This is a genomic window from Cupriavidus basilensis (assembly GCF_008801925.2).
Classification (GTDB): domain Bacteria; phylum Pseudomonadota; class Gammaproteobacteria; order Burkholderiales; family Burkholderiaceae; genus Cupriavidus; species Cupriavidus basilensis.
In genome coordinates, this window is sequence record NZ_CP062804.1 from 2896130 (window position 1) to 2920284 (window position 24155).

The 24155-nt window shown below is 66.2% G+C and carries 20 protein-coding genes; 8 read left to right on the forward strand and 12 right to left on the reverse strand.

Annotated features, from left to right (window positions below; genetic code table 11):
* The first annotated feature begins 212 nt into the window (after positions 1-212).
* Entirely contained in the window at positions 213-1442 is a 1230-nt protein-coding gene (locus F7R26_RS33835) for a TetR/AcrR family transcriptional regulator (RefSeq protein ID WP_150987307.1), read from the forward strand.
* Positions 1443-1501: 59 nt separating this feature from the next.
* On the opposite strand, the gene F7R26_RS33840 is transcribed toward F7R26_RS33835, so the two are convergent.
* From F7R26_RS33840 to F7R26_RS33870, 7 genes are all read right to left on the reverse strand, one after another.
* Complete coding sequence (locus F7R26_RS33840) at positions 1502-2542, reverse strand: ABC transporter ATP-binding protein (RefSeq protein ID WP_150987447.1); 1041 nt, start codon at positions 2540-2542, stop codon at positions 1502-1504.
* The gene (locus F7R26_RS33845; RefSeq protein ID WP_150987305.1) at positions 2529-3512 is read right to left on the reverse strand and encodes an ABC transporter ATP-binding protein; all 984 of its coding nucleotides are present in this window, start codon (positions 3510-3512) and stop codon (positions 2529-2531) included. Before F7R26_RS33845 ends, F7R26_RS33840 begins: the two co-directional genes overlap by 14 nt.
* A 61-nt stretch (positions 3513-3573) precedes the next feature.
* Positions 3574-5283, reverse strand: a complete 1710-nt coding sequence (locus tag F7R26_RS33850; protein ID WP_416351355.1) for an ABC transporter substrate-binding protein — start codon at positions 5281-5283, stop codon at positions 3574-3576.
* A 13-nt stretch (positions 5284-5296) separates the two neighbouring features.
* A complete protein-coding gene (locus F7R26_RS33855) occupies positions 5297-6232 on the reverse strand; it encodes an ABC transporter permease (RefSeq protein WP_338404724.1) in 936 nt (311 codons plus the stop codon).
* Positions 6232-7188 (reverse strand): ABC transporter permease, encoded by a 957-nt coding sequence (locus tag F7R26_RS33860; RefSeq protein ID WP_043356856.1) that lies wholly within the window; start codon positions 7186-7188, stop codon positions 6232-6234. The genes F7R26_RS33855 and F7R26_RS33860 overlap by 1 nt, the downstream gene beginning before the upstream one ends.
* 433 nt (positions 7189-7621) lie before the next feature.
* Positions 7622-8761 (reverse strand): acyl-CoA dehydrogenase family protein, encoded by a 1140-nt coding sequence (locus F7R26_RS33865; protein WP_150987301.1) that lies wholly within the window; start codon positions 8759-8761, stop codon positions 7622-7624.
* A gap of 38 nt (positions 8762-8799) precedes the next feature.
* Positions 8800-9984 (reverse strand): acyl-CoA dehydrogenase family protein, encoded by a 1185-nt coding sequence (locus F7R26_RS33870; protein ID WP_150987299.1) that lies wholly within the window; start codon positions 9982-9984, stop codon positions 8800-8802.
* Positions 9985-10224: 240 nt separating this feature from the next.
* On the opposite strand from F7R26_RS33870, the gene F7R26_RS33875 reads away from it, so the two are divergent.
* The 6 genes from F7R26_RS33875 to F7R26_RS33900 all read left to right on the forward strand — a co-directional run bounded on the left by F7R26_RS33875 (position 10225) and on the right by F7R26_RS33900 (position 18383).
* Positions 10225-11160: an alpha/beta fold hydrolase gene (locus F7R26_RS33875; RefSeq protein ID WP_150987297.1), complete on the forward strand. Its 936-nt coding sequence runs from the start codon at positions 10225-10227 to the stop codon at positions 11158-11160.
* Complete coding sequence (locus F7R26_RS33880; RefSeq protein ID WP_150987295.1) at positions 11157-11831, forward strand: alpha/beta fold hydrolase; 675 nt, start codon at positions 11157-11159, stop codon at positions 11829-11831. Before F7R26_RS33875 ends, F7R26_RS33880 begins: the two co-directional genes overlap by 4 nt.
* A complete protein-coding gene (locus F7R26_RS33885) occupies positions 11828-13165 on the forward strand; it encodes an MFS transporter (RefSeq protein WP_150987293.1) in 1338 nt (445 codons plus the stop codon). The genes F7R26_RS33880 and F7R26_RS33885 overlap by 4 nt, the downstream gene beginning before the upstream one ends.
* A gap of 54 nt (positions 13166-13219) precedes the next feature.
* Positions 13220-14977, forward strand: a complete 1758-nt coding sequence (locus tag F7R26_RS33890; protein WP_150987291.1) for a long-chain-fatty-acid--CoA ligase — start codon at positions 13220-13222, stop codon at positions 14975-14977.
* 32 nt (positions 14978-15009) lie between these two features.
* Positions 15010-16212 (forward strand): acetyl-CoA C-acyltransferase, encoded by a 1203-nt coding sequence (locus tag F7R26_RS33895; RefSeq protein WP_150987289.1) that lies wholly within the window; start codon positions 15010-15012, stop codon positions 16210-16212.
* 89 nt (positions 16213-16301) lie between these two features.
* Positions 16302-18383 carry a 3-hydroxyacyl-CoA dehydrogenase NAD-binding domain-containing protein gene (locus F7R26_RS33900; RefSeq protein WP_150987287.1) on the forward strand — a complete coding sequence of 694 codons (2082 nt, stop codon included), beginning with the start codon at positions 16302-16304 and terminating at the stop codon, positions 18381-18383.
* Here the strand turns inward: F7R26_RS33900 and F7R26_RS33905 are convergent.
* The 5 genes from F7R26_RS33905 to F7R26_RS33925 form a co-directional block, all read right to left on the reverse strand.
* The gene (locus F7R26_RS33905) at positions 18367-19413 is read right to left on the reverse strand and encodes a lysylphosphatidylglycerol synthase domain-containing protein (RefSeq protein ID WP_150987285.1); all 1047 of its coding nucleotides are present in this window, start codon (positions 19411-19413) and stop codon (positions 18367-18369) included. The genes F7R26_RS33900 and F7R26_RS33905 overlap by 17 nt on opposite strands.
* On the reverse strand, positions 19410-20261 hold the full coding sequence (hpnK, locus tag F7R26_RS33910) for a hopanoid biosynthesis-associated protein HpnK (protein WP_170301919.1): 852 nt from the start codon (positions 20259-20261) through the stop codon (positions 19410-19412). Before hpnK ends, F7R26_RS33905 begins: the two co-directional genes overlap by 4 nt.
* Before the next feature lie 17 nt (positions 20262-20278).
* Positions 20279-21700, reverse strand: coding sequence for a hopanoid biosynthesis associated radical SAM protein HpnJ (hpnJ, locus tag F7R26_RS33915; protein ID WP_150987283.1), 1422 nt, complete (start codon positions 21698-21700; stop codon positions 20279-20281).
* Positions 21697-22974 carry a bacteriohopanetetrol glucosamine biosynthesis glycosyltransferase HpnI gene (gene hpnI / locus F7R26_RS33920; protein ID WP_150987281.1) on the reverse strand — a complete coding sequence of 426 codons (1278 nt, stop codon included), beginning with the start codon at positions 22972-22974 and terminating at the stop codon, positions 21697-21699. Before hpnI ends, hpnJ begins: the two co-directional genes overlap by 4 nt.
* A gap of 252 nt (positions 22975-23226) precedes the next feature.
* Positions 23227-23397: a hypothetical protein gene (locus F7R26_RS33925; protein WP_241754638.1), complete on the reverse strand. Its 171-nt coding sequence runs from the start codon at positions 23395-23397 to the stop codon at positions 23227-23229.
* Between the two features lie 265 nt (positions 23398-23662).
* On the opposite strand from F7R26_RS33925, the gene F7R26_RS41205 reads away from it, so the two are divergent.
* Complete coding sequence (locus tag F7R26_RS41205; protein ID WP_241754813.1) at positions 23663-23929, forward strand: hypothetical protein; 267 nt, start codon at positions 23663-23665, stop codon at positions 23927-23929.
* The last annotated feature ends 226 nt before the right edge of the window (positions 23930-24155 follow it).

A 24155-nucleotide genomic window follows, 5' to 3' on the forward strand; every position in this document is an offset into this window, starting at 1 on the left:
CAGCCCTCCCGGCGACACCAGCCGCAACGCTTCGGCGCGCGTGCGCACCGGCACGTTGGGCTGCTTGCCGGTTCCAGAAGTACTGCTTATAGACGCCCGAGAAACCGGTGAAAAGGCAGGCCGGCGCGATGGTAGACTCGGCAAAGCCTCAACCCGCGCGGGCCACCTCTATAATCCGCGCTCCCGGCCAACCATCGCAGAAATCTCGCCTCATGCTCAAGGAAACAGCGGACGCCCGCCCGACACGCCGGTACGTGGAGAAACGCGAGGCGATCCTCGATGCCGCTGCCCGGCTGTTCAACCGCAAGGGCTTGCGCGGCGCCACGCTCTCGGACGTGGCGCAGGAAGTGGGCCTGAGCACCAACAGCATCACCTACTACTACCGCAAGAAGGAAGACCTTGTGGTGGCGTGCCTGATGCGCACCATCGATGAAATCGCGGGCATCGCCGACGCCACGGCCGGCGAGCCGCTGCCGCAGGCCAGGGTGCGCCGCTTCATCGCGCTTTTCTTCCAGCGGCTGGCCAGGACGGCAACGGGTGAGCGCCCCGAGCTGATGAGCTTTCGCGAGATCCGCTCGCTGCCCGACACCCACGCGGACGTCGCCTTCGCGGCCTACACGGACATGTTCCGGCGCATCCGCAAGGTGCTGCGCAGCGACACACCCAAGGACCCGGCGCAACGCAGCGCCCTGAGCGCGGCGGCGCACTTGCTGCTGTCGCTGACCAGCGGCGCGATGACATGGGTGGAGCGCTATGAGCCGGAAGACTATCCGAAGGTGGCAGATACCGTCGTGGATATCCTGCTCAACGGCTTTGCGTCACCGTCATCGCGATGGGACAGCAGCCCGGCCGGGACGCCGCCGATCTCCAAAGCCGAAACCACCCAGGAAGCCTTCCTGCGCGCCGCCACGGAACTGCTCAATGAACTGGGCTATCGGGGCGCTTCCGCCGATCGCATCTCCGCGCGGCTGAATCTCACCAAGGGGGCCTTCTATCACCACAACGAAAACAAGGACGACCTGATCTCCGCCTGCTTCGACCGCATGTTCGCGGTGATCCGCGATGCGCAGTCGAAAGTGGAGGACGGCCCGGGCACCGGCTGGGACAAGCTGTGCGCAATCGCGCGCGCGCTGGTCAGCTACCAGTTTTCCAGCCAGGGGCCGCTGCTGCGCCTGACTATCTACGGCGCGCTGCCCGAGGAAATGCGCAAGGAGAAGATGCTGACGATGAACCGGCTGTCGGCGCGGTTTGCGCGATTCCTGGTGCAAGGGATGCAGGACGGGTCGATCCGGGCGCTGGATCAGTCGATTGCTTCGTTGCAGGTAAACGGCATGATCAATGCCGCGGTGGAGTTGCGGCGGTGGGTGCCGGATGCATCCGGGGAGAATGCGGCGGATCTGTTTATCCGGCCTTTGTTCCTGGGGATATTTTCAGGGCAGTGAGCGCGAGGATACGCCTTGATGCGCTTCGATGCGCCAAGGCCCGCTCCCCGCTTCCCGCATCACCCCGCCAGACCCTCGAGATGGCAAGCCACCATCTGCCCATCCCCCCGCGCCCTCAGCACCGGATCCTCCACCCTGCAGCGCTGCGTTGCCTGCGCGCAGCGCGGGTGAAAGCGGCAGCCGGATGGCGGATTCAGCGGACTTGGCACTTCGCCCTTGAGCACGATGCGCTGGCGCCGTTCCTCGGCTTCGACGCTCGCCACCGGCACGGCGGACAGCAGCGCCTTGGTGTAGGGATGCCGGGGATTCGCATATAGCGCGTCCCGGCTGGCGATCTCCACGATGCGGCCGAGGTACATCACGGCGATGCGGTCGCTGATGTGGCGCACCACGGCCAGGTCGTGCGCAATGAAGAGATAGGTCAGCCCGAGCCGCCGCTGCAGTTCCATGAACACATTGACCACCTGGGCCTGGATCGATACGTCCAGCGCGGAGACGGGTTCATCGCAAACGATCAGGCTCGGCTCCACCGCCAGCGCGCGGGCAATGCCGATGCGCTGGCGCTGGCCGCCGGAGAACTCGTGCGGGTAGCGGTCCGCCATATAGGGCAGCAGGCCGACCATCTGCAGCAGCTCGGCGACGCGGGCGCGATAGTGCTCGCGGTCGTTGGCCATGCCGTGCACTTCGAGCGGCTCGCCGATGATGTCGCAGACCTTCATGCGCGGGTTCAGCGAGCCGAACGGATCCTGGTAGACCATCTGCACGCTGCGGCGGAAGTTCTTCTCCTGCGCCTTGCTGAAGGTGGCGAAGTCGTCGCCATCGAAGGCGATCCGTCCGCCGCTGGCGGCCAGCATCTTGATGATGGCGAGGCCGGTCGTGGACTTGCCGCAGCCGCTTTCGCCGACCAGGCCCAATGTCTCGCCACGCCTGAGGGTGAACGATACGCCGTCCACCGCCTTGACCGAGCCCACCTGCCGCTTGATAAAGACGCCCCGGGTGACGGGGAAATGCACCTTGAGGTTCTCGACGCGCAGGATCTCGTCGCCGATCTTGCCGTGCTGGCGCGCAGCGGGCACTGCCCGTGCTTCAGTGGTGGTCATGGTCATGGAGGAAACATGCCTTGAAGTGATTCGGGCGAACGGCACGCAGCGCGGGGCGCGACAGGCTACATTGATCGGTGGCGAGCTTGCACCGCGGCATGAAAGCGCACCCCGGCGGCAGCGCGGTAAGGTCGGGCGGCTGGCCGTCGATCGGCACCAGCGGCTGTCGGGTATCGCCGTCGATGCGCGGCACCGAGGCCATCAGCCCGCGCGTGTACGGGTGCGCGGGATGGCCGTAGAGCTCGCGCGCCGTGGCGGTCTCGACCATGCGGCCGCCGTACATCACGGCCACGCGATCGGCATAGCGGGCCACCACGCCCAGGTCGTGCGTGATGAGCACCAGCGCCGTGCCGGACTGGCTGGCCAGGTCCTTGAGCAAATCAAGGATCTGCGCTTGCACCGTGACGTCGAGCGCGGTGGTGGGTTCGTCCGCGATGATCAGCTGCGGCTTGCAGGCCAGCGCCATGGCGATCATGGCGCGCTGGCGCATGCCGCCCGAGAACTGGTGCGGATAGGCGCCCAGCCGGCTCTGCGGCTCGGGGATCTGCACCTTGCCAAGCAGCTCGCCGGCAATGCCCAGGGCGGTCTTCCACGGCATGCCCTGGTGCAGGTTGATCGGCTCGGCGATCTGCTTGCCCACGGTGAGCGCCGGGTTCATCGACGACATCGGCTCCTGGAAGATCATCGCGATCCGGTTGCCGCGGATCGCACGCATTTTTGCCGGGCTGAGCTTGAGCAGGTCCTGCCCGTCAAAGAGGATCTCGCCCGATTCGATGCGGCCCGCCGGGCTGGGAATCAAGCCCAGGATGGACAGCGCGGTCACGCTTTTTCCCGAGCCGGACTCGCCGACGATGGCCAGTGTCTCGCCGGGGGCGACATCGAACGAGACCTGGTCCACCGCCGTAACCACGCCCCGGTCGGTGCGAAAGCGCGTGGTCAGCTGGTTCACCTGCAGGATGGGCTGCGTCATGCGGGCCTCCTTGAAAGGGACGGGCGTCGAGCAAGGTTGGAGCAAGGTTGGAGCAAGGAAATCAGAACCCCATCTTCTTCTTCATGTCCTGGTCGATCCACATCCGCGCGTAGATCGGGCCGGGACGGACCGCGCCCGCGCGCAGCTCGGCGTTGTAGTTCTTCACCCAGGGCCACCATGCGGTGTACACGTAAGGGGTCGGCAACCAGATATACGGCGCATCCGCGAGCACATCGCGCGTCAGCGAGCGCAAGGCCTCTTGCCGGCGGCCGAGGTCGCGCATCTGGAAGGCTTCGTTCACGCGCTGCTCGTACTTGGCGTCACCCCACTGCGCGGCGTTCCAGACCTGGCCTTTCACGAAGCTCTTGCGGATCGTGGTGGTCGGGTTGGTATGGCCGTTGCTCATCAGGTAGCCGGGCGCATTGGTCTTGGTGGTCATGGCCGACAGGAATGCGCCGTACTCCATCGGCTGGATCTCGATGCGCACGCCAACCTGCTCCAGGTAGGCGCCGATCAGCGGCAGCAGCTCCAGGTGCTCCGGCTGGCAGGCGCATACCTGCACCTTGAAGGTGAAGCCCTCCGCGTAGCCCGCCTCGGCCAGCAACTTGCGCGCCTTGTCCGGGTTGTAGGCGAACAGCTCCTTCACCGAGTCCGGCATGGCGCTCAGCGGCTCGAAGTAGCCGGTGTAATCCGGATGCTGCGGGTAGGCGAACAGTTCGGCATTGCCACCATAGAACTGCTTGACGATCTCCTGCTTGTTGACCGCCATGTTCAGCGCGCGCCGCACGCGCAGGTCGTTGAACGGCTTGGTATCGACGCGCAGCGCCACGTACTGGCCATTGGTCGACAGCCAGCGCGACCACTTGAGGGCCGGCGCGTTCTTCTTGAGCTCATCGACCGCGGTCCAGCGGACAGACTCGAGCACATCCAGCTTGCCAGTGCGCAGCATGGTGTTGCGGGTGGACTCATCCTTGACCGTGCGCAGCACGACCTTGTCGACGAAGGGCAGCTTGTAGTCCTTACCGGCAATCTTGTCGCTATCCCAGTATTGCTCGTTCTTCGTGTAAGTGCTGGCGGTGCCCTGGACAAAGTTGCTCAGCAGGAACGGCCCGCTGCCGTTCACATTTTTCCAGTTGCCGGCCCCGGCGGCCGCCACTTCCTTGGGCATGATGCCGGAGTAGTAGCCCCAGCCGAAGCGGTAATCCCATTCGGCGTTGAACTCCTTGAAGCGAAAGACCACGGTGTACTTGTCCGTTGCCTCCACCTTGTTGAGGTGGTCGTAGTACGTGGGGATTTTCTTGGCGCTAGTGTTCTGGCGGTTGTAGCTGAAGACCACGTCGTCGGCCACCAGTTCGCGCTCTTCCATGACGCCCGCCTTGGCGGGGAATTTCACGCCTTTGCGCAGCTTGACTTCGAGCGTCAGCGGGTCGACCCACTTCCAGCTCTCGGCCAGCTCGCCGCGAATCGCATCCTCCGGCAGCCACGCATCGGCCTGGAACGGATACTTGCCGCCATTGCGCCTGGCCTTGGAAAGATCGGCGACGAAGAGCTGTTCGTAGACCTGTCCGGTGTCGTAATTCTGCTTCCAGTTCCAGTCTGCCAGGTCCCACGACAGGGCGGAGATGGTGGGATACATGGAGCCGATCTCGAGATTGCCGCCGTACTTCGGCGCTTCGGCCTGCGCCCAGGCGGCGCCGGCGGCGAGCGCCAGCGCCACGCCCGCCACCACTGAAGATATTGTCCGGTTCAAGCCGCGTCCCTCCATCGTCATCCTCCGTTGTTGGTTATCGCGATCCGCGCATGCGCGGGTCAAGCAGGTCACGTAGCGCGTCGCCGTAGACGTTGATGGCATAGACGACAACGGTGAGGCAGATGCCGGGGGCCAAGGCCAGCCAGGGCCCCTGGAACATGAAGGTGCGGCCGTTGCCCGAGAGCATGCCGCCCCAGGTCGGCGCGGGCGGCGGCACGCCCAGCCCGAGGAAAGACAAGCCGGATTCGGCCAGGATCGCGGTGCCCACGCGCGTGGTGAACAGCACGATGATGGGCGGCAGCACATTGGGCAGGATATGGCGCCAGAGGATGCGGCCGGTGGACGCGCCCATGGACTGCGCGGCGTGCACATACATGTTCTCGCGCACCGAGACCACCGCGCTGCGGATGATGCGCGAGCCGCCCACGCCCAGCAGCAGGCCCAGCGTGCCGATGATCTGCCAGCTGCCCGGGCCGAGCACGGACACCACCACGATCAGGATCACCAGGTCGGGAAAGCTCATCCACGCATCCACCATGCGCTGCACGATCAGGTCGAACTTGCCGCCCAGGTAGCCGGTCAGGATGCCGATCAGCACCGAGATGGCGGTAGCCAGCGTGGCGGCCGACAGCCCGATGACGACCGAGAGCTGCGCGCCGTACAGGCAACGCGAGAGCATGTCGCGCCCGAGGTTGTCGGTGCCGAAGGGGTGCGCCCACGACGGCGGCTGCAGCCGCTTCATCATGCTGATCTCGTTGACGCCATACGGCGCCAGCCAGTCGGCAAAGACGCCGCAGAACAGGAAGATCATGCAGATCACCGCGCCGGCGGCGCCCAGCGGCTTGTCGCGGAACAGGCGGCCCGCGAGTGCGAAAGCCGATCCGAGCCGGCCCGGGCCGGAAGTGGGCGGCGCGGCTGGGGCGGCTTGCGCCGTCTTGAGCGCCGGGGCGTTTGCGATTGGGCGTGCCATCAGCGATGCCTCACTTTCGGGTCGAACAGCCCGTAGCTCAGGTCCACGAGCAGGTTGATGAGCATGACGGCCACCCCGACCACCAGGAACACGCCGGTGATCACGGGATAGTCGCGCTGGTTCACGGCGTCCAGCAGGAGCAGCCCCATGCCCGGCAGCGCGAAGATCTGCTCGATCACCACGGCCCCGCCGATCAGCAGCGGCGCCTGCAGGCCGATCAGCGTCACCACCGGGATCAGCGCGTTGCGCAGCGCATGGCGCAGGATCACCAGGCGCTCGTTCAAGCCCTTGGCCCAGGCCGTGCGGATGTAGTCCTGGCGCAGCACCTCCAGCATCATGGTGCGCGTCATGCGCATGGTGATGGCCGACAGCGCCATGCCAAGGATGATGGCGGGCACCAGCATGTTGCTGATGTGCTGGAGGGGGTCTTCCAGGAAGGGAACGTAGCGCACCTCGGGCGACCAGCCCCACCACACGGAAGGAAACACCATGATCATCGTGCCCATCCAGAAGCTGGGCACCGCCAGCATCAGGATGGAGAACGAGCGCGCCACGTAGTCGGCCGCGGTGTCCTGCCGGATCGCCGAGAGCACGCCCACGGGCAACGCAACCGACAGCGCCACGAACAGGGCAAGCGCGCCCAGCGAGAAGGTGGCGGGCATGCGCGCCAGCACCATCTTCAGCACCGGCTCACCCTGCCACAGCGACTGGCCGAGATCCCCGTGCAACACGATGTTGCCAATCCAGTGGACGTACTGGAACCACATCGGCTGGTCCAGGCCCAGCGCGCGGATCAGGTCCTCGCGGCTCTTGGTATCGGCGCTGATGTCGTTCTGGCTCAGCATCAGGTCGACCACATCGCCCGGCACCATGCGCACGATCACGAAGACGATCAGGCTGGCGAACAGCAGCGTGGGCAGCAGCGCCAGCAGGCGGCGCAGGATGTAGGCACTCATGGCGCGCCCGCTTCCGTGACGCCCGCCCAGGCCACGCCGCGTGCCCTGAAAAAAGATACCGTGGATACGAGAAAGAGTGCCGCCCCGACCATGCCGTCTCCTGTTCGGTGCTTCGCGTGGTCGCCAAACACACCAGACAAGCATCGATTAACACGTAAATCATGCGATGTCTGGTGCGAGCCAGGAATGTATCCCTGGGGGTCTTCCACCGAGCTGCTGTTTGTGCAGATAGCCCATTCAGCATACCCAGAGTTCTAATTCATGACAACCGAACTGACCCTTGAATGTCTAGTGGATTTACCTAGGTCGCCGCCGCCGTGGCGGGCCGCTTGTGCGGCGCAAACGCGCGGCGGGAAACGCGAAGGCGAGCGCAGGCGCCACGCCTGCGCGTGGACGGCCTGCAAACACGATTGAGGATGGTGCGCTGCGGCGCTCAGTAGCCGCGCAAGGTCGCCCAGCGCTGGGCGTGGAAGTTGGTATCGCCGAGCAGGATCTGCGCGGCGCAGGCACGCTTCATGTAGAAGCCGATCTCGAACTCGTCGGTCATGCCAATGCCGCCGTGCATCTGCACGGCCTCCTGCACCGCGAGCATCGCCGTGGACCCGGCGCGGGCCTTGGCCGCGGAGACCAGCGCGACTGGCTGCGCCGGGCCGTCGTCGAGCAGTTGCTGGCTGCGCAGCACCGCCGCGCGCGTGATCTCGATCTCGCTGAACAGATGGGCAGCGCGATGCTGCAGCGCCTGGAACTCGCCGATGATCTTGCCGAACTGCTTGCGCTCTTTCAGGTATTGCAGCGTGCGCGCGAAGGCTTCGTCGGCAATGCCGACCAGCTCGGACGCCAGCGCCACGCGGGCGATATCGAGCGCGTGCTCAAGCATGGCCGCGCCGCAACCGGCCTCGCCCAGCACCGCGTCCGCCGCCACGCGCACATCCCGGAACTGCACGCGCGCGGCATTGCGGGCATCCGCCATCACGGTGCGCTCCACGGCAATGCCATCGGCACCGCGCGGCACCAGGAAGAGCGTGACGCCGTCACGGTCGTCGACGTTGCCGCTGGTGCGGCCCACCACGATCAGCGTATCGGCGATATGTCCGTCGATGACGAAGACCTTGGCGCCATTGAGCACGAACCCGCCGTCCTGCCGCACGGCGGCGAGCGCCTGGCGCTCCGGGCGGTGCGCCGCGCCCTCGTCGATCGCCAGCGCGGTCAGGTGCCTGCCAGCCGCGATGGCGGGCAGGAAATGCGCCTTCTGCGCTGCGCTGCCGCCCCGGGAAATCAACGAAGCGCCCAGCAAGGCGGTGGAGAAAAACGGCGTGGGGGCCAGCGTGCGGCCAAGCGCCTCCATCAGTACGCCCGCCTCCACCACGCCGAGCTCGCTGCCACCATACTGTTCGGGGATCAGCACGCCGGCAAAGCCCAGCTCGGCAAACTCCCGCCAGAGGGCCGGCGAGAAGCCGGTGTCGTCCCGCGTGTCGCGCAGCTTGCGCAGCATCGGGATGGGTGCGCTTTCGCGCAGGAATGCCAGGGCGCTGTCCCGCAGCATCTCCTGGGTCTGATTCAATACGATGGCCATAGTCGGTCTCTAAGCATTCGAGCGTGGAGTTGGGGCGGTCAGGCGCCGGGCAGGCCGAGCAAGCGCTTGGCAATAATGTTGAGCTGCACTTCGCTCGTGCCGCCCTCGATCGAGTTGGCCTTGCTGCGCAGCCAGCCGCGCGCGGTGGCGCCGTCGTTGCTGCGCTCGCTCTCCCACTCCAGGGCCTCGCTGCCCCCAATGGACATCAGCAGCTCATAGCGCCGCTTGTTCAGCTCCGACCCGTAGTACTTCAACACCGACGAGAACGCGGCAATGCCCTCGCCCTGCCGGGCCAGGTCCAGCGCGCGCTCCCCCGCCAGGGCGAATGCCGCTTCATCGATCTCGAAGGTGGCGATCTGCGCGCGCAGCATGGGCGCGTCGACTTCGCCGCGCTCGTTCTGGCCGAGCGTGTCGCGCGCGAGCTTGCCCATTGGCGGGCGCTGGCCGCGCCCGCCAATGCCGCTGATCATCTCGCGCTCATGGGTCAGCAGGTACTTGGCGATGGCCCAGCCGCCGTTTTGCTCGCCCACCAGGTTGGCGCGCGGTACTACCACATCGTCAAAGAAGGTTTCGCAGAACGGCGACTTGCCGGAGATCAGCACGATGGGCCGCGCCGTCACGCCCGGCGTTTCCATGTCGAACAGCAAGAAGCTGATGCCGGTGTGCTTCTGTGCCGAAAAGTCGGTACGCACCAGGCAGAAGATCCAGTCCGCCTTGTCGGCGTAGGAAGTCCATACTTTCTGGCCGTTGACGACGAAGTGATCGCCGCGCTCGTCCGCGCGCGTTTGCAGCGAGGCCAGGTCCGACCCGGCATTGGGCTCCGAATACCCCTGGCACCAGCGGATCTCGCCGCGGGCGATCCTCGGCAGATGCTCGCGCTTCTGCGCCTCCGAGCCAAACCGGAGCAAGGCCGGGCCAAGCATCCAGATGCCGAAGCTTTGCAACGGCACGCGGCAGCCAAGCGCTTGCATTTCCTGGCGCAGCGCCTTGGCCTGCTCGCGGGAGAGGCCGCCGCCGCCATACTCGCGCGGCCACTCCGGCACCGTCCAGCCCTTGTCCGCCATGCGCGCGAGCCAGAGGCGCTGCGCCTCGGACTGGAAGCGGAACTTGCGCCCGCCCCAGCAGATGTCGTCTTCGTTGCGCACGGGCTGCCGCATTTCGGGCGGGCATTGCGCTTGCAGCCAGGCACGTACCTCCTGCCGGAAGGTTTCCAGGTCATCCACGCTTGTCTCCTGTTTTTATGGCTTGTCTTTTTTGGTTTGGATTCGTTATATAAGCCCGACCCAGCAACGTCAATACTCCATTTCCTAAAATTGATCCATGGCATGACAAGACATCCAACCATCGCAGCAAATAATGCATTTTCTGCCAATGTGATAGCATTCCCGGAAACATACCGTAACCACTAAACCGGCAAGAACACCAAGCCGGTCTGCGCCCGTGTGGCGCAACCAGGAGACAATGTGGAGGCCAAAGCCAGCAGCGCGCCGCGCTGTGCCATCCCTGCCTTTCCGGGTGCCCGGGCGCCGGATCGCTCGCGCACCGTCAGCGCCGACGGCATCCGCATCGCCGTCCATGAGTGGGGCCCGATCGACGCCACGCCGGTCCTGCTGGTGCATGGCGCCATGGATTTCGCGCGGACCTTCGATGTCTTCGCGCCGCTGCTGGCCGATGCCGGCTACCGCGTGGTGTCTTACGACCAGCGTGGCCACGGCGACTCCGAGCATGCCGACCTGTACAGCTGGGTCGCGGACGAGCGGGACCTGCTGGCGGTGGCCGACTCGGTCACGCGCGAGCCGCTGATCGCCATCGGCCATAGCAAGGGCGGCTCGTTGCTGGTGCATGCGATCCAGGCGCTGCCGCACCGGTTCACCCGCTTTGTCGCCATCGATGGCCTGCCCTTTCGCAATCCGCACGCGGACAGCGCCGTGCGCGACAAGAAGTCGATGACCGCGCCCATCATCACGCAGTGGCTCGATACGCGCCGGCAAAGCCCGGGCCTCGCACGCAAGCCCGGCACCCTTGAAGAACTCGCCCGGCGGCGCGCCCGCATGAACCCGCGGCTGGCCCATGCGTGGCTGCGCTACCTGGCAGCGCTCGGCGCGCGGCAGGATGCGGACGGCTGGCGCTGGAAGCTCGACCCGGTGATCGGCTCCTCCGGCTTCGGCCCCATGCGCGCGCGCTGGATGACCGACCGCCTGCCGGGCTTTCCCATTCCCATGCTGGCCATCTTCGGCACGGAGCGCGAGCCGATGGGGTGGGATGCCACCGCGGCCGACCTGGCGCCGTACTTCCCGCCCTCGACCCAGGTACAGGTGATGGCCGACACCGGGCACTTCATCCATATCGAGCGACCGCAAGAGACCGCGGAACGCATCCTGCCCTTCCTCCGTCCATGACCCTCTACCTGCGCCACAACCGCCTGCGCCTTGCCCTGCATCCGCTCAAGGCCGGCAGCGGGCCCGCGCTGCTGTTGCTGCACGGGCTGGGCGAGCGCTCGCCGGACACATTGCCGGCCGAGTACGCCGGCTGGCCCGGCACGGTGCACGCGCTGGATTTCACCGGGCACGGGCTCTCGGACATCCCGCGCGGCGGTGGCTACAGCTGCGAGTTCCTGATGGCGGACGCGGATATCGCACTGGCGCACCTGGGCCCGTCAACCGTGGCGGGGCGCGGGCTGGGCGGCTATATCGCCTTGCTGCTGGCCGGCGCGCGCCCGCAGCAGGTGCGCGGCGCCATCCTGCGCGACGGCCCCGGCCTGGCCGGTGGCGGCACCGCCGCACGCAATCCGTATATCCCGGTGGTGGATACCACGCGCACAGGCCCGCCCGACCCGTACGCCATTGCCGACCTGGCAACCGACGTGCGCCCGCCGAGCTACGCGGCCAACTACGCGATGCTGGCCGCGCAGCACGCCGACACGCCGCAGCCGATCTCCGTGTGCACGCGCGAGCGCCCGGACTGGCTGAAGGCGGTGACGGAGCTGCTCTCGCTGGAGAAGGTCGAACTGGACCAGGCGCTGCAACACTACGCGGCGCAAGCGGCGATGCGTGGAGGCACTCGGGCATGAAAGCGGAACTCGCCGCGCAAGCCGCCCGTGGCACGAATGCCGGACATGGCGATGCGCACGCACTGGCGGAGGACAGCTTCCGCGCCCACGTCCAGCAGCACCTGCCGCGCAACGCGCGCGCCTACCTGGTCCACGGCATGCTGGGCATGACCGGCTTCCGGCTGGTGACCGCCCCCACCTTCGTGCCGGCCTATATCTACCTGCTGTCCGGCTCCAAGCTGGTGGTGGGGTGCGTGCTTGGCGCGCAGTACGCGGGCATGGCGATGTCCTCGATCTGGGGCGCCACGCAGATCGAGCATCGCCAGCGCGTGATGCCGCTGATCTACCTGGTGGGCTGGCTGGTGCGCCTGCAGATCCTCGGCCTGGGCTTGTCCGCCTTCCTGCTCTCGGGCGACGGCGCGCTGGCCGCCGCCGCCGGGTTCCTGCTGCTGTTCGGCCTGTTCAACGGCGTGCAGAACGTCACCTTCAACTACCTCACGTCCAAGATCATTCCGCTGGAGCGGCGGGGCGCGTTGAGTGCGTTCCGCAATTTCCTCGGCGGGCTGATCGCGGCGGCGGTGGCCTATCTGGGGGGCCGCTTCCTGGTTGGCGGCAATGTGTTCGGCAATGGCTACGCCACCACCTTCCTCGCCGCCTTCGTCCTGACCAGCCTGGGCATCTCCGCGCTGACCCGCATGCGCGAGCCGGTGCTGCACGATGTGCGCGTGCAATCGGGCTTTCGCCAGCGCCTGCGCGAAGTGCCGGCGCTGCTGCGCGCGGACAAGCACTACGTGCGCTTCTTCGTGGCCCGCGCGCTGGTGGCGTTCAGCATGATGGCCGTGCCGTTCTATGCCATCTATGTTGGCAGCCATCTGCCGCTCTCGGGCGCCACGCTGGGCTACCTGAGCATTGCCTACCTGCTGGCGCAGACCACCAGCAACCTGGTCTGGGGCCGCCTGGCCGACCGCCACGGCTATCGGCTGGTGTTCCTGTGCAGCATCGGGCTGTGGGTGCTGTCCACCGCCGCGCTGCTGCTCTGCGATGGGCTGGGCGCGTTCCTGCTGGTGTTCTGCGGGCTGGGCGCCAGCTTTGGCGGCTACTTCCTGTCCGCTGACAACTTTGCGCTGGAGTTCGGCAACCGGCGCGATCGCCCGATGCTGCTGGCGGTGTCCGACACTGCTACCTACACGATGATGGCGTGCGGGCCGATCCTCGGCGGCATGCTGGCGCAGGGGGTGCGCTTCTCGCTGGTGTTCGTCGCGGCCATGGTGGTCATGAGCATCGCCTTTGTGCTCGCCCTGCGGGTCGAGGAGCCGCGCCGCCGCCCGCGGCCGCAGCGCGAGGGCAACGCGTAGCGCCAGCATCGGGATCATCGGGATCAACAGGATCACGGATCAACAGGAGACAGGATGACATTCAGGACCTATCCGGAATTCAGCACGCACTACCCGCTTGTGCTCACCACGATCATGAAGCGCCCGGTGCGGATGTATCCCAACGAGATCGGCGTCGTCTACCGCAACCCGGCCACCGGCGAGTATTTCCGCTTTACCTGGATGCAGTGGTACCGGCGCGTGGCCCGGCTGGCCAACGGCCTGCGCGGCGAGCTCAAGGTGCAAGCCGGCACGCCCGGCGAACCTGGCGAGCGCATCGCCACGATGGCGCTCAACACCCACCGCCACCTGGAGCTGTACTACGGCGTGACGGGCATTGGCGCCACCTTGCACCCCATCAATGTCCGCCTGTCCCCGCAGCACATCGTCTACACCATCCGGCACGCGCAGGACAAGATCCTGTTTGTCGACGACACCCTGATTCCCTTGCTGGAAGGCATCTACGACAAGATCAAGGATGTGGTCGAGCTGGTGGTCTATATGTCGGACAAGCCGGGGCTGCCGCACACCCGCATCCCCAACATCATCGAGTACGAAACGCTGCTCGCCCGCCAGGCCGAGACCATCGAGTGGCCCGCCCTGCACGAGGACGTGAACGCCACGCTGTGCTACACCACCGGCACCACGGGCCAGCCGAAGGGCGCCACCTTCACGCATCGCCAGCTCTACCTGCTGACGATCCACATGATGGCGCAGCTCGCCATCGGCAACACACCGGACCACGATATTGCCGATGGCCTGGGCACGCGGCTGGGCGAAGGCGCGGTGCCGCTGCTGAATACGCCGATGTTCCACATCCACGGCTGGGGGCAGCCTTTCGTCGCGGTCTATAGCGCGCAGAAGATCGTGCTGCACGGGACCTTTACCGTGCAGGGTTTCTGCGAGCTGGTGGAGCGCGAGAAGGTGACGTCGGTGGGCATCGTGGCAACCATCGCGGCCATGCTGCTCGAATACCCGGACCTGAAGAAGTACGACCTCAGCAGCCTGGTGCGCGTCAGCGTGGGCGGCGGCGCGCTGCCACTCGGGCTCAAGCGCAAGCTGGAAGCCCTGATCCCCACCTTCCGCATGAGTTCGGGCTACGGCATGACCGAGACCGCGCCCACCATCGTTGGCTCGTTCATCAAGAAGACCATGGTCCACCTGGAGCGGGACGAGACCGATGCGGTGCTGGTCAAATCCGGCCTGCCGATTCTTGGCGTGGAGGTGGAGGTCATCGACGACAAAGGCAAGCCGGTGCCTCAGGACGACCACACGGTCGGCGAGATCGTGGTGCGCGCGCCCTGGGCAACCGGGCAGTACTACCGCAACCCCGAGAAAAGCGCGGAGCTGTGGCAGGACGGCTGGCTGCACACCGGCGACATCGCCAAGGTAGATGCCGAGGGCTATATCACCATCGCCGACCGCATGAAGGACGTGATCCGCAGCGGCGCGGAAATGGTACCCACGGTACTGCTGGAGAACCTGATCGCGATGGCCGATTTCGTGCACGAGGCGACAGTGGTCGGCGTGCCGGATCCGGTCTGGGGCGAGAAGCCCCTGGCGCTGGTCAGCGTGCGCAACGGCTTTGAGGCCGACGAGGACAGCGTCATCGATTTCCTGAAGGTCCACGGCGTCGAGACCGGCAAGATCACCAGGTGGATGCTGCCCAAGCTCGTCGCCATCACGCGGGACATCCCCAAGACCAGCGTAGGCAAGTACAACAAAAAGCAGATCCGCGATGACCTGGAGACATTCCTGGCCATCGCCAAGGATGTTTCGCATCGCCACGGTTAGGCATTTACTCAAAACACAGCAGGAGACTTCCCATGCGTGAAGCAGTCATCGTATCCACCGCACGTACGCCGATCGGCAAGGCCCATCGCGGCGCCTTCAACAACACGCAGGCGCAGGAGCTCGGCGCCCACGCCATCTCGCACGCCGTGCAGCGCGCCGGCATCGACCCGGCGGAAATCGCCGACGTGATCCTGGGCTGCGCGGTGCAGCAAGGCTCCACGGGCGGCAACGTCGCGCGCCAGGCGCTGCTGCGCGCCGGGCTGCCCGTCACGGTGCCGGGCATGTCGATGGACCGCCAGTGCGCCTCCGGCCTGATGGCGATCGCCACGGCCGCCAAGCAGATCATCGTCGACGGCATGCAGGTTGCCGTGGGCGGCGGGCTGGAGTCGATCTCGCTGGTCCAGAACGACAAGATCAACCGCTACCGCGCGCAGGTCCCGCAACTGGTGCAAACGCTGCCGCAGATCTACATGACCATGCTGGAGACCGCCGAGATCGTGGCGCAGCGCTATGGCGTGAGCCGCGAAGCCCAGGATGCGTACTCGCTGCAATCGCAGCAGCGCACGGCCGCCGCGCAGCAAGCCGGCCGCTTCGACGCGGAAATCGTGCCAATCACCACCACCATGCTGGTCACCGACAAGGCCAGCGGCGCCGTGAGCGAGAAGCAGGTCACGCTGGACAAGGATGAGGGCAACCGCCCCGGCACCACGCTGGCCGACCTGCAGGCCCTCAAGCCGGTCTTCAAGAACGGGCAGCGCGTGGCCGAGGGCCGCTTCATCACTGCCGGCAATGCCTCGCAACTGTCCGACGGCGCATCCGCCATGGTGCTGATGGAGGCCAGGGAAGCCGAACGCCGCGGCCTGCAGCCGCTGGGCGCGTACCGCGGCATGGCCGTTGCCGGCTGCGATCCGGACGAGATGGGCATTGGCCCGGTGTTCGCCATTCCCAAGCTGCTCAAGCAGCATGGCTTGTCGATGAGCGACATCGGCATCTGGGAACTGAACGAGGCGTTCGCCAGCCAGGTCCTGCATATCCGCGATACGCTCGGCATTCCGGACGAGCGCCTGAACGTCTCCGGTGGGGCGATCTCCATTGGCCATCCGTACGGCATGTCCGGCGCGCGCATGAGCGGCCACCTGCTGCTGGAAGGCAAGCGCCGCGGCGCCAGGTTTGGCGTGGTGACGATGTGCATCGGCGGCGGCATGGGCGCCGCCGGGCTGTTCGAGATTTTCTGAGCCGGGCGCCAGCCTTGGCATCAAGCCGCCTTAACTGACGCACCGACACACCGACACACCGACACACCGACACACTGGAGTCCACACGCATGAGCACGATCAACGCAGTCGCCGATCTCGCCGTGGAAGGCGATATCGCCATCCTGACGCTCAACTCACCGCCGGTCAACGCACTGTCCGCCGCAGTGCGCGCCGGCATCCTCGCTGGCGTCGAGCGCGCCATCGCCGACAGCAACGTCAAGGGCATCGTCCTGACCTGCGCGGGCAAGACCTTTATCGCCGGTGCCGACATCACCGAATTCGGCAAGCCGCCGGTAGGCCCGTCGCTGGCCGACGTGCAAGCCGCAATCGAGGGCTCACCCAAGCCGGTGATCGCCGCCATCCACGGCACCGCGCTGGGGGGCGGGCTGGAAGTCGCGCTGGTCTGCCACTACCGCGTGGCAGCCAGGTCCGCCAAATGCGGCCTGCCGGAAGTCAACCTCGGCCTGCTGCCCGGCGCTGGCGGCACGCAACGCCTGCCCCGCATCGTCGGCCCCGCCAAGGCGCTCGACATGGTGACCTCGGGCGCCCACATCGGCGCGGCCGCCGCCGCGCAGATGGGCCTGTTCGACCTGGTGACCGAAGACGCCGCGCTGCGCGCTGGCGCCATCGCCTTCGCCAGGCAGGTCAACGCCGAGCAGCGCCCGCTGCGCAAGGTGCGCGACCTCAACGAAAAAGTGGAAGCCGCGCGCGGCAAGCCGGAGCTGTTCGCCGACTTCCGCCGTGCCAACGCCCGCAAGTTCCGTGGCTTCGACGCGCCCGAGTACAACATCCGCTGCATCGAGGCCGCGGTCAACCTGCCCTTCGACGAAGGCATGAAGGTGGAACGCAAGCTCTTCCTGGAACTGATGAACGGCACGCAATCCGCCGCGCAGCGCTACTACTTCTTCGCCTCGCGGCAGGTCTGGAACCTGCCCGACGTGCCAACCGACACACCGGTCATCGACGTGAAGAAGGTCGGCATCATCGGCGCGGGCACCATGGGCGGCGGCATCGCCATGAACATGCTCAACGCCGGCATTCCCGTCGTGATCGTGGAAACCGCGCAGGAAGCGCTGGACCGCGGCGTGCGCACCATCCGCGCCAATTACGACAACACGGCAAAAAAGGGCCGCATCACCGCCGCCGATGTCGACAAGCGCATGGCACTGCTGACCCCGACGCTGGAACTCGGCCAGCTGGCCGACGCCGACCTGGTCATCGAAGCCGTCTATGAAAACATGGACGTGAAGAAGGACATCTTCGGCAAGCTCGACAAGATCGTGAAGCCCGGTGCCATCCTGGCCACCAACACCTCCGCGCTCGACGTCAACGAGATTGCCCGCGCCACGTCGCGCCCGGAATCCGTGATCGGCCTGCACTTTTTCTCGCCGGCCAACGTCATGAAGCTGCTGGAAGTGGTACGCGGCGACAAGACCTCCAAACCCGTCATCCGCACGTCGATGGAGCTGGCCCGCAAGATCGGCAAGATCGCCGCGCTGGTGGGCGTGTGCCCGGGCTTTGTCGGCAACCGCATGCTCGCCCAGCGCCAGCGCGAAGCGCAGAAGCTCGTGCTCGAAGGCGCGCTGCCGTGGGACATCGACCGCGTGCTGTACAACTTCGGCTTCCCGATGGGTCCATTCGCCATGAGCGACCTGGCCGGCCTGGACCTGGGCTGGATCCGCGAGAAATCCAGCAGCTCCACGCTGCGCGAGATCTTGTGCGAGATGGACCGCCGCGGCCAGAAGACCGGCGCGGGCTACTACGACTACGACGAGAAGCGCAATGCCATGCCCTCGCCCGTGGTCGAGGGGATCATCCGCGACTTTGCCGCCAGGCAGGGCAAGACCAGCCGCGTGGTCTCCGAGCAGGAGATCCTGGAGCGCTGCATCTACCCGATGATCAATGAAGGCGCGAAGATCCTGGAGGAAGGCAAGGCCATCCGCGCCTCCGACATCGATGTGGTGTGGGTCAACGGCTACGGCTGGCCGGTGTACCGGGGCGGCCCGATGTGCTATGCGGACACGATCGGGCTGGACAAGGTGCTGGCGACCATGAAGAACTTCGAGGCAACGCTGGGCGCGGACTTCAAGCCGGCCAAGCTGCTCGAGGACCTGGTTGCGCAGGGCAAGAAGTTCAGCGACCTGAAGTAGGCAGTTCCGGCGCTGCGTGCTGATGCGCCCCCTTGGCCGGCCCGGCCTTGGGGGCCAGGTAGCGCCGCAGCTCCACCCACTGCCACGACAGCAGCGCCGGGATGCCAAAGAGCACCTCGCGCGCGCGCTTGACCAGTGCCAGCGACAAGGCCACCTGCGGGTCGACGCCAAGCAGGTGGCCCAGCAACATCACCACCGCCTCCTGCACGCCAAGGCCGGCCGGCACGAAGAAGGCCACATGGCGCACGGCCTGGGTCAGCGACTCGATCGCCAGCGCCTGCCAGAGCGGGACGGGATGGCCCAGCAGCCACAGCGCGAACCAGATCTCCACCGCGCCCAAGGCAAGGCCGGCGAACTGCCAGCACAGCGCGGCCAGCAATTCGCCGCGGCGCGCATTCAGCGCACGGATCTGCGCGTCGAGCCGGGCGCCGTCGATCAGCGCGACCACCCGGTGGTCCGTGCCGAACAAGCGCCGCGCGGCGCCCTCCAGCCGCTCGAACAGCGCGCTATGGCGCAGCGAGAGCGCAAACAGCACTGGCACCGGCAAGGACAGCAGCAAGCCCGCCAGGATCACCCAGGCATGGCCATCGCCACCACCAAGCGCCAGCAGCAGCAGCACCACGCCGAGCGCGGAGAACAGGTACTGCGCGAACAGCGTCACCATGACTTCCACCACGATGCTGGCGGTCACCGCCGTGGTATCCGCGAGGCGCAGCCGGGTCAGCCGGATGCCAACCAGCTCGCCACCCACACCCACGGTAGGCAACAGCCGGTTGACCGCCTCGCGCACGGTGGCCACCCACCACAGGAAGGCGAGGCCGGCGGACTCATCCGGATCGGCCGAAGTCAGCAACACCCGCCAGCCTTGCGCGTCCAGCAGCAGCGGCAGGGCATGGAAGGGCACCAGCAGCAGCAGCGGCCAGCCGGCCTGGCCAACGATGTGGCCAATGTCGGACGCGCCTTGGTGCAGCACCAGTGCCGTCAAGGCCAGCACGCCCAGCAGCCCGGTCAGGTAGATCAGGCGCTTCATGCCGGGGCCAGGGCACCGGGCGCGCCAAAGATATCGGTAAAGCCGCCGCGACGCACCCCGGCGCGCTCCAGCGCCTCGCGCACGCGGGGCGACAGCAGCGCGGCCAGCTCGTCGGCATGGCGATAGCCACGCATGCTGGGCGCGACCTCGGCGCCGGAGACCACGCCGGGATGCAGGTAGATCTCGCCCACGCCCGCCGGCAGCTTCGCCAGCGCGGCCAGCAAGGCGGCTTCGTCCATGCCGCCGGTATTGGCGATGCCGAGCACGTAGTCATTGTGGGCAATGCCGGCCAGGTCCAGCCGCCTGCGCAACAAAGCCAGCCAGGGCCGCAGCAGCAGCGGCGCCGCGGGCTCGCTGGGCAGGCGCATGGCGTGCAGGCCGAACTCGCGGCCAATCTGCAAGATCAGGGACAACACGGTGGGATGCAAGTGGAAATGCTTGTGGGTGTTCACGTGGTCCAGCGTCAGCCCGGTGGCGGCGAACGCCTCGAACTGGGCGCGGATCTCCGCGGCCAGCTGGCGCCGCACATGCGGCAGGAAGAAAAAGCGGAAGCCGTCGCGTGCCATGGCCGAGCCGAAGCGGCCATGCGCATCCACCAGCGCCGGAATGGCAGCCGGGGCCAGCACGGCCGGGCCGTCGGCCAGCACCACATGCAGGCCCACGCGCAAGCGCGGCAGGCGCCTGGCGCGCGCCACCGCGTCGGCGGCCGCACTCGCGCCCACCATCAGGCTGGCGGCGTTCAGCACGCCATCGCGGTGCGCCAGCTCCACCGCTTCGTTGACACCGCCGTGCAGGCCGAAATCGTCGGCGGTGATGATCAGGGCACGCCGCGCAGGATCAGACGTCACAGGATCGCCAGCCAGGGTCAGGCCTCGTGCGAGCGCAGGAAGCGGAAGAACTCCACCCCTTCGCGCAGGCGTCGCTTCATCATTTCCCAGCTGCCCAGCATCTCGCGCACGATCTCCCAGATCTTGCTCGGGCGGAAGTAGAAGCGCTTATAGAACGTTTCCACGCCGTGGTAGATCTCTTCCTTGCTCAGGTGCGGATAGCTGATCGCGGCCAGCTGCACGCCCTTGTCGTTGACCAGGTTGATGACCTTGTTGTCTTCCAGCCAGCCGTTTTCCACCGCCTGCCGGTATAGCGTGGTGCCCGGATAGGGCGCTGCCAGCGAGACCTGGATCGTGTGCGGGTTGATGTCCTTGGCGTAGGCGATGGTCTTCTCGATCGTCTCGCGCGTCTCGCCGGGCAGGCCGAGGATGAAGGTGCCGTGGATGATGATGCCGAGCTTGCGGCAGTCCTCGGTGAAGCGCCGCGCGATATCGGTGCGCAGGCCCTTCTTGATATTGAGCAGGATCTGGTCGTCGCCGGACTCGTAGCCCACCAGCAGCAGGCGCAGGCCGTTTTCCTTCATGATCTTGAGCGTGCTGTAGGGCACGTTGGCCTTGGCATTGCAGGACCACGTCACGCCCAGCTTGCCCAGCCCGCGCGCGATCTCCTCCACGCGCGGCTTGAAATCGGTGAAGGTGTCGTCGTCGAACATGATCTCCTTGACCTCGGGCATGTTCTCCTTGATCCATTTGACCTCGGCGATCACGTTCTCCGGGGAGCGCGTGCGATAACGGTGCCCGCCCACGGTCTGTGGCCACAGGCAGAAGGTGCACTTGGAGCGGCAGCCGCGCCCGGTGTAGATCGAGACGTAGGGGTGCTTCAGGTAGCCGATGAAGTAGTTGTCGATCTTCAGGTCGCGCTGGTAGATGGGTGCCACGAAGGGCAGCTCATCCATGTTCTCGATCATCGGGCGTGGGCCGTTATGCTCCTGCGAGCCATCGGGCAGCTTATAGCTCAGCCCGAGCACGTCCTTGAGCGGCTTGCCGGCGGCCACCTCCTGGCAGGTGTAGTCGAATTCCTCGCGGCACACGAAATCGATGGCGGGGCTGGCGCCGAGCGTGCCGCCGGGGTCGACGGCGGGCTTGGCGCCTACCATGCCGATCATCACCCCTGGGTGGCGTGCCTTGAGCTCTTCCGCGAACTTGGCATCGGTGGGAAAGGACGGCGTGCTGGTGTGGATGATGACCAGTTCATAACCGGCGGCGATATCCAGCGTCTCCTGCACACCCAGGCCGTCGGCGGGCGCATCGAGCACGCGGCTATCCGGCACCAGGGCGGCGGGCTGCGCCAGCCATGTCGGGTACCAGAACGATTTGATCTCGCGCTTGGCTTGATAGCGCGAGCCGGCGCCGCCGTCAAAGCCGTCAAAGGAAGGCACCTGGAGGAAGAGGGTTTTCATAGCAGCCTCGGGGGATTCAATCCGTTTGTCGAGCGGGACGACTGGCGTTCCGGCACGCCATTGTCCGTCCCCTCCGTCATCAAGGGAAGGGGGCGAAGCGTTACGCCAGCCCCCTGGTAGGGTTCCATGCCCGCACGCGCCGCCGGCGCGCGCGGCTGCAGCGGCGCCTCGGCTGTGGGGGGGTCTCGCACCGGCAATATGCGATCGCGCCAACGTACCTGCGATCCGGCCAGGGCAACCGCCCACTCCACGAGAAGCAAGATATCACGCAGTGGCGCCATCAGCGCGGCGCCGGGGCCGCCAGCCAGGAAACTGCGTGCCAGCCCGCCCAGCACCGCCGCGACCAGCACCAGCGGCTGCGGCGAAATCCAGGCGGCCAGTGCCAGCATCGGCCAGGTGAACGTGATGAAGGTGAAGGCGAAGCCCGTCGGATTGAGCGAGCGGATGGTGCGCATCCACCGCAATTCATGCGCCCAGAGATCGCCAAGACTGGATTCCGTCACATCGGTGGTAACCATCTCATCCGACAGCACCGTCTCCAGCCCCTGGCGCCGAACCAGCTCGCCCAGCCAGAAATCGTCGGCAAGGCGGTTGGAGAGCGCTTCGAACCCGCCAATTGCGGCCAGCGCGTCACGCCGCAGGGCAATGGTGGCACCGAAGGAAAAACTGCGGGAGCCGCCCGCGTGGGCGATCCGCACCGAAGGCGCGAACCAGTGGTCGATAAATCCCGCCCCCAGGCGCGACCAGAAGCCGCCGACCGGATGGCCGCGATACAGGCAGGTCACCACACCGACCGGGGCGTCGGCCAGGGGGGCGGTAACGCGTGCCAGATAATCCGGCGCCACGGCAATGTCGCTATCGGCGACCACCAGCCATGCGTGGCGCGCCCTGGCGTAGAGGTTGATCAGGTTGCTGGCCTTGAGATTGCTGCCATGCACCCGGGGATCGATGACCAGGTCGATCTCACAGGCGGGGAAATCGGCGCGCAAGCGCTCCACGACGCCAATGGCGGGATCGTCGGCAGCGCATACGCCAAACACGATCTGGTAGGCCGGGTGCCGCTGTCGGCACAAAGTGGCCAGGTTTTCGTAGAGACGCGGCTCGGCGCCACAGAGTGGCTTGAGCACGCTCACAGGGTGAACGCTCGTGCTATCCGGGGCTACGCAGGCGGGCGCCGGGCCGGGCGAGGCGCGCCGGCTGAGCCACGCCGCCATCACCGCATATCCTGCCGCAAGCCATGCCACTGCCGGACCAGCGAGCCCCCCCAACGTCATTTCGGCCAGCCCTCAAATTAAGGTTTTGACTAAAGTTGTACGGTATAGCGTGAATACTTAGGGAAGTATTAAGGGGAAATATGACGCACAGAAGTTATTTCGTCCACTAGAAAGATCGCTGATGGCGTGGGGACACCGTGGGGTACGTCAATCAGGCCAATCAGACAAGAAAGATATTGATAACAATTCTTGTTAATTTTGTTTATATCGGAAGGGACAGGGCCGCAGACAGGCCCTGAGCACCAGCTACGCTCAGAGCGCCTCGCCCTCCTTGGGCACGCCCGCCGCCCGCAAGGACGCGTCGAGCCGGGCCGGGCGCAACGCCTGGCCAGACCGGATGCCGTCGATCCGCTTTCGCTCCACCGCCACATTCTCGGCCGCCCGCCCGATCACCACCACGCCGTCGGCAATCCGGAGCTGCAACTGGAACCGGTGGTCGATGCGGGCATGAACCTGTTCGAAGGCCTGGCGGCAAAAAGGATCGACCTGGCGATCCTGCCGGGCACGTTTTGGGGCGAAGCCTGCAAGACGGTGGAGGTCGGCCGCGTGGAAGACCTGTGGATGGCAAGCCCCACCCTAGCGTTACCCGACAGGCCGCTGCGCCCCGAAGAATTTGCCCAGTATCCCGTGCTGGAGCAATCCATCGGGTCCGCCAAGAACACTTTCTACGGCGCCTGGCGCCGGGAGCATGGATGCCATGCTTGCCCTGGACTACTTCGCCACGGATATCGAGCAGGGGCTCTTGCGCGTGGTGAAGAGCGACCCCATGCCACTGCCGCTGGTCTATTCCGCCATGTACCGGGACGATGCCTTCAGTGCGGCGCTGGATGTCATTGATGAAGGATGGGGCAGCCGCAAGGCTGGCCGAATTGGCATCATGCTTGTTCGCAGTGCCATCCAAAATCTCCGTAATTTTCGCATTGCTGCGAATTGTCTGGGTTCAATTCCGGAATAGTCTCATAGACGTCCCGTTTCCAAGTCGATAGGGTTGTGAAGCTAGATTCATTGGAGTAGCGGATTTTTTTCGGAAGCCCAAGTCACGCAAGTTAACCTGGTTTTTTTCGCATTGTGTCAGGAGTGCCGCGAGGGCGCCGGACATCAAGGAGCTTACCTGCACGGGTACCGCATTACGCGCGCCGGTGGCAGCCTCATCGAAGGCGTGACCAATGCGCACGGCGAGA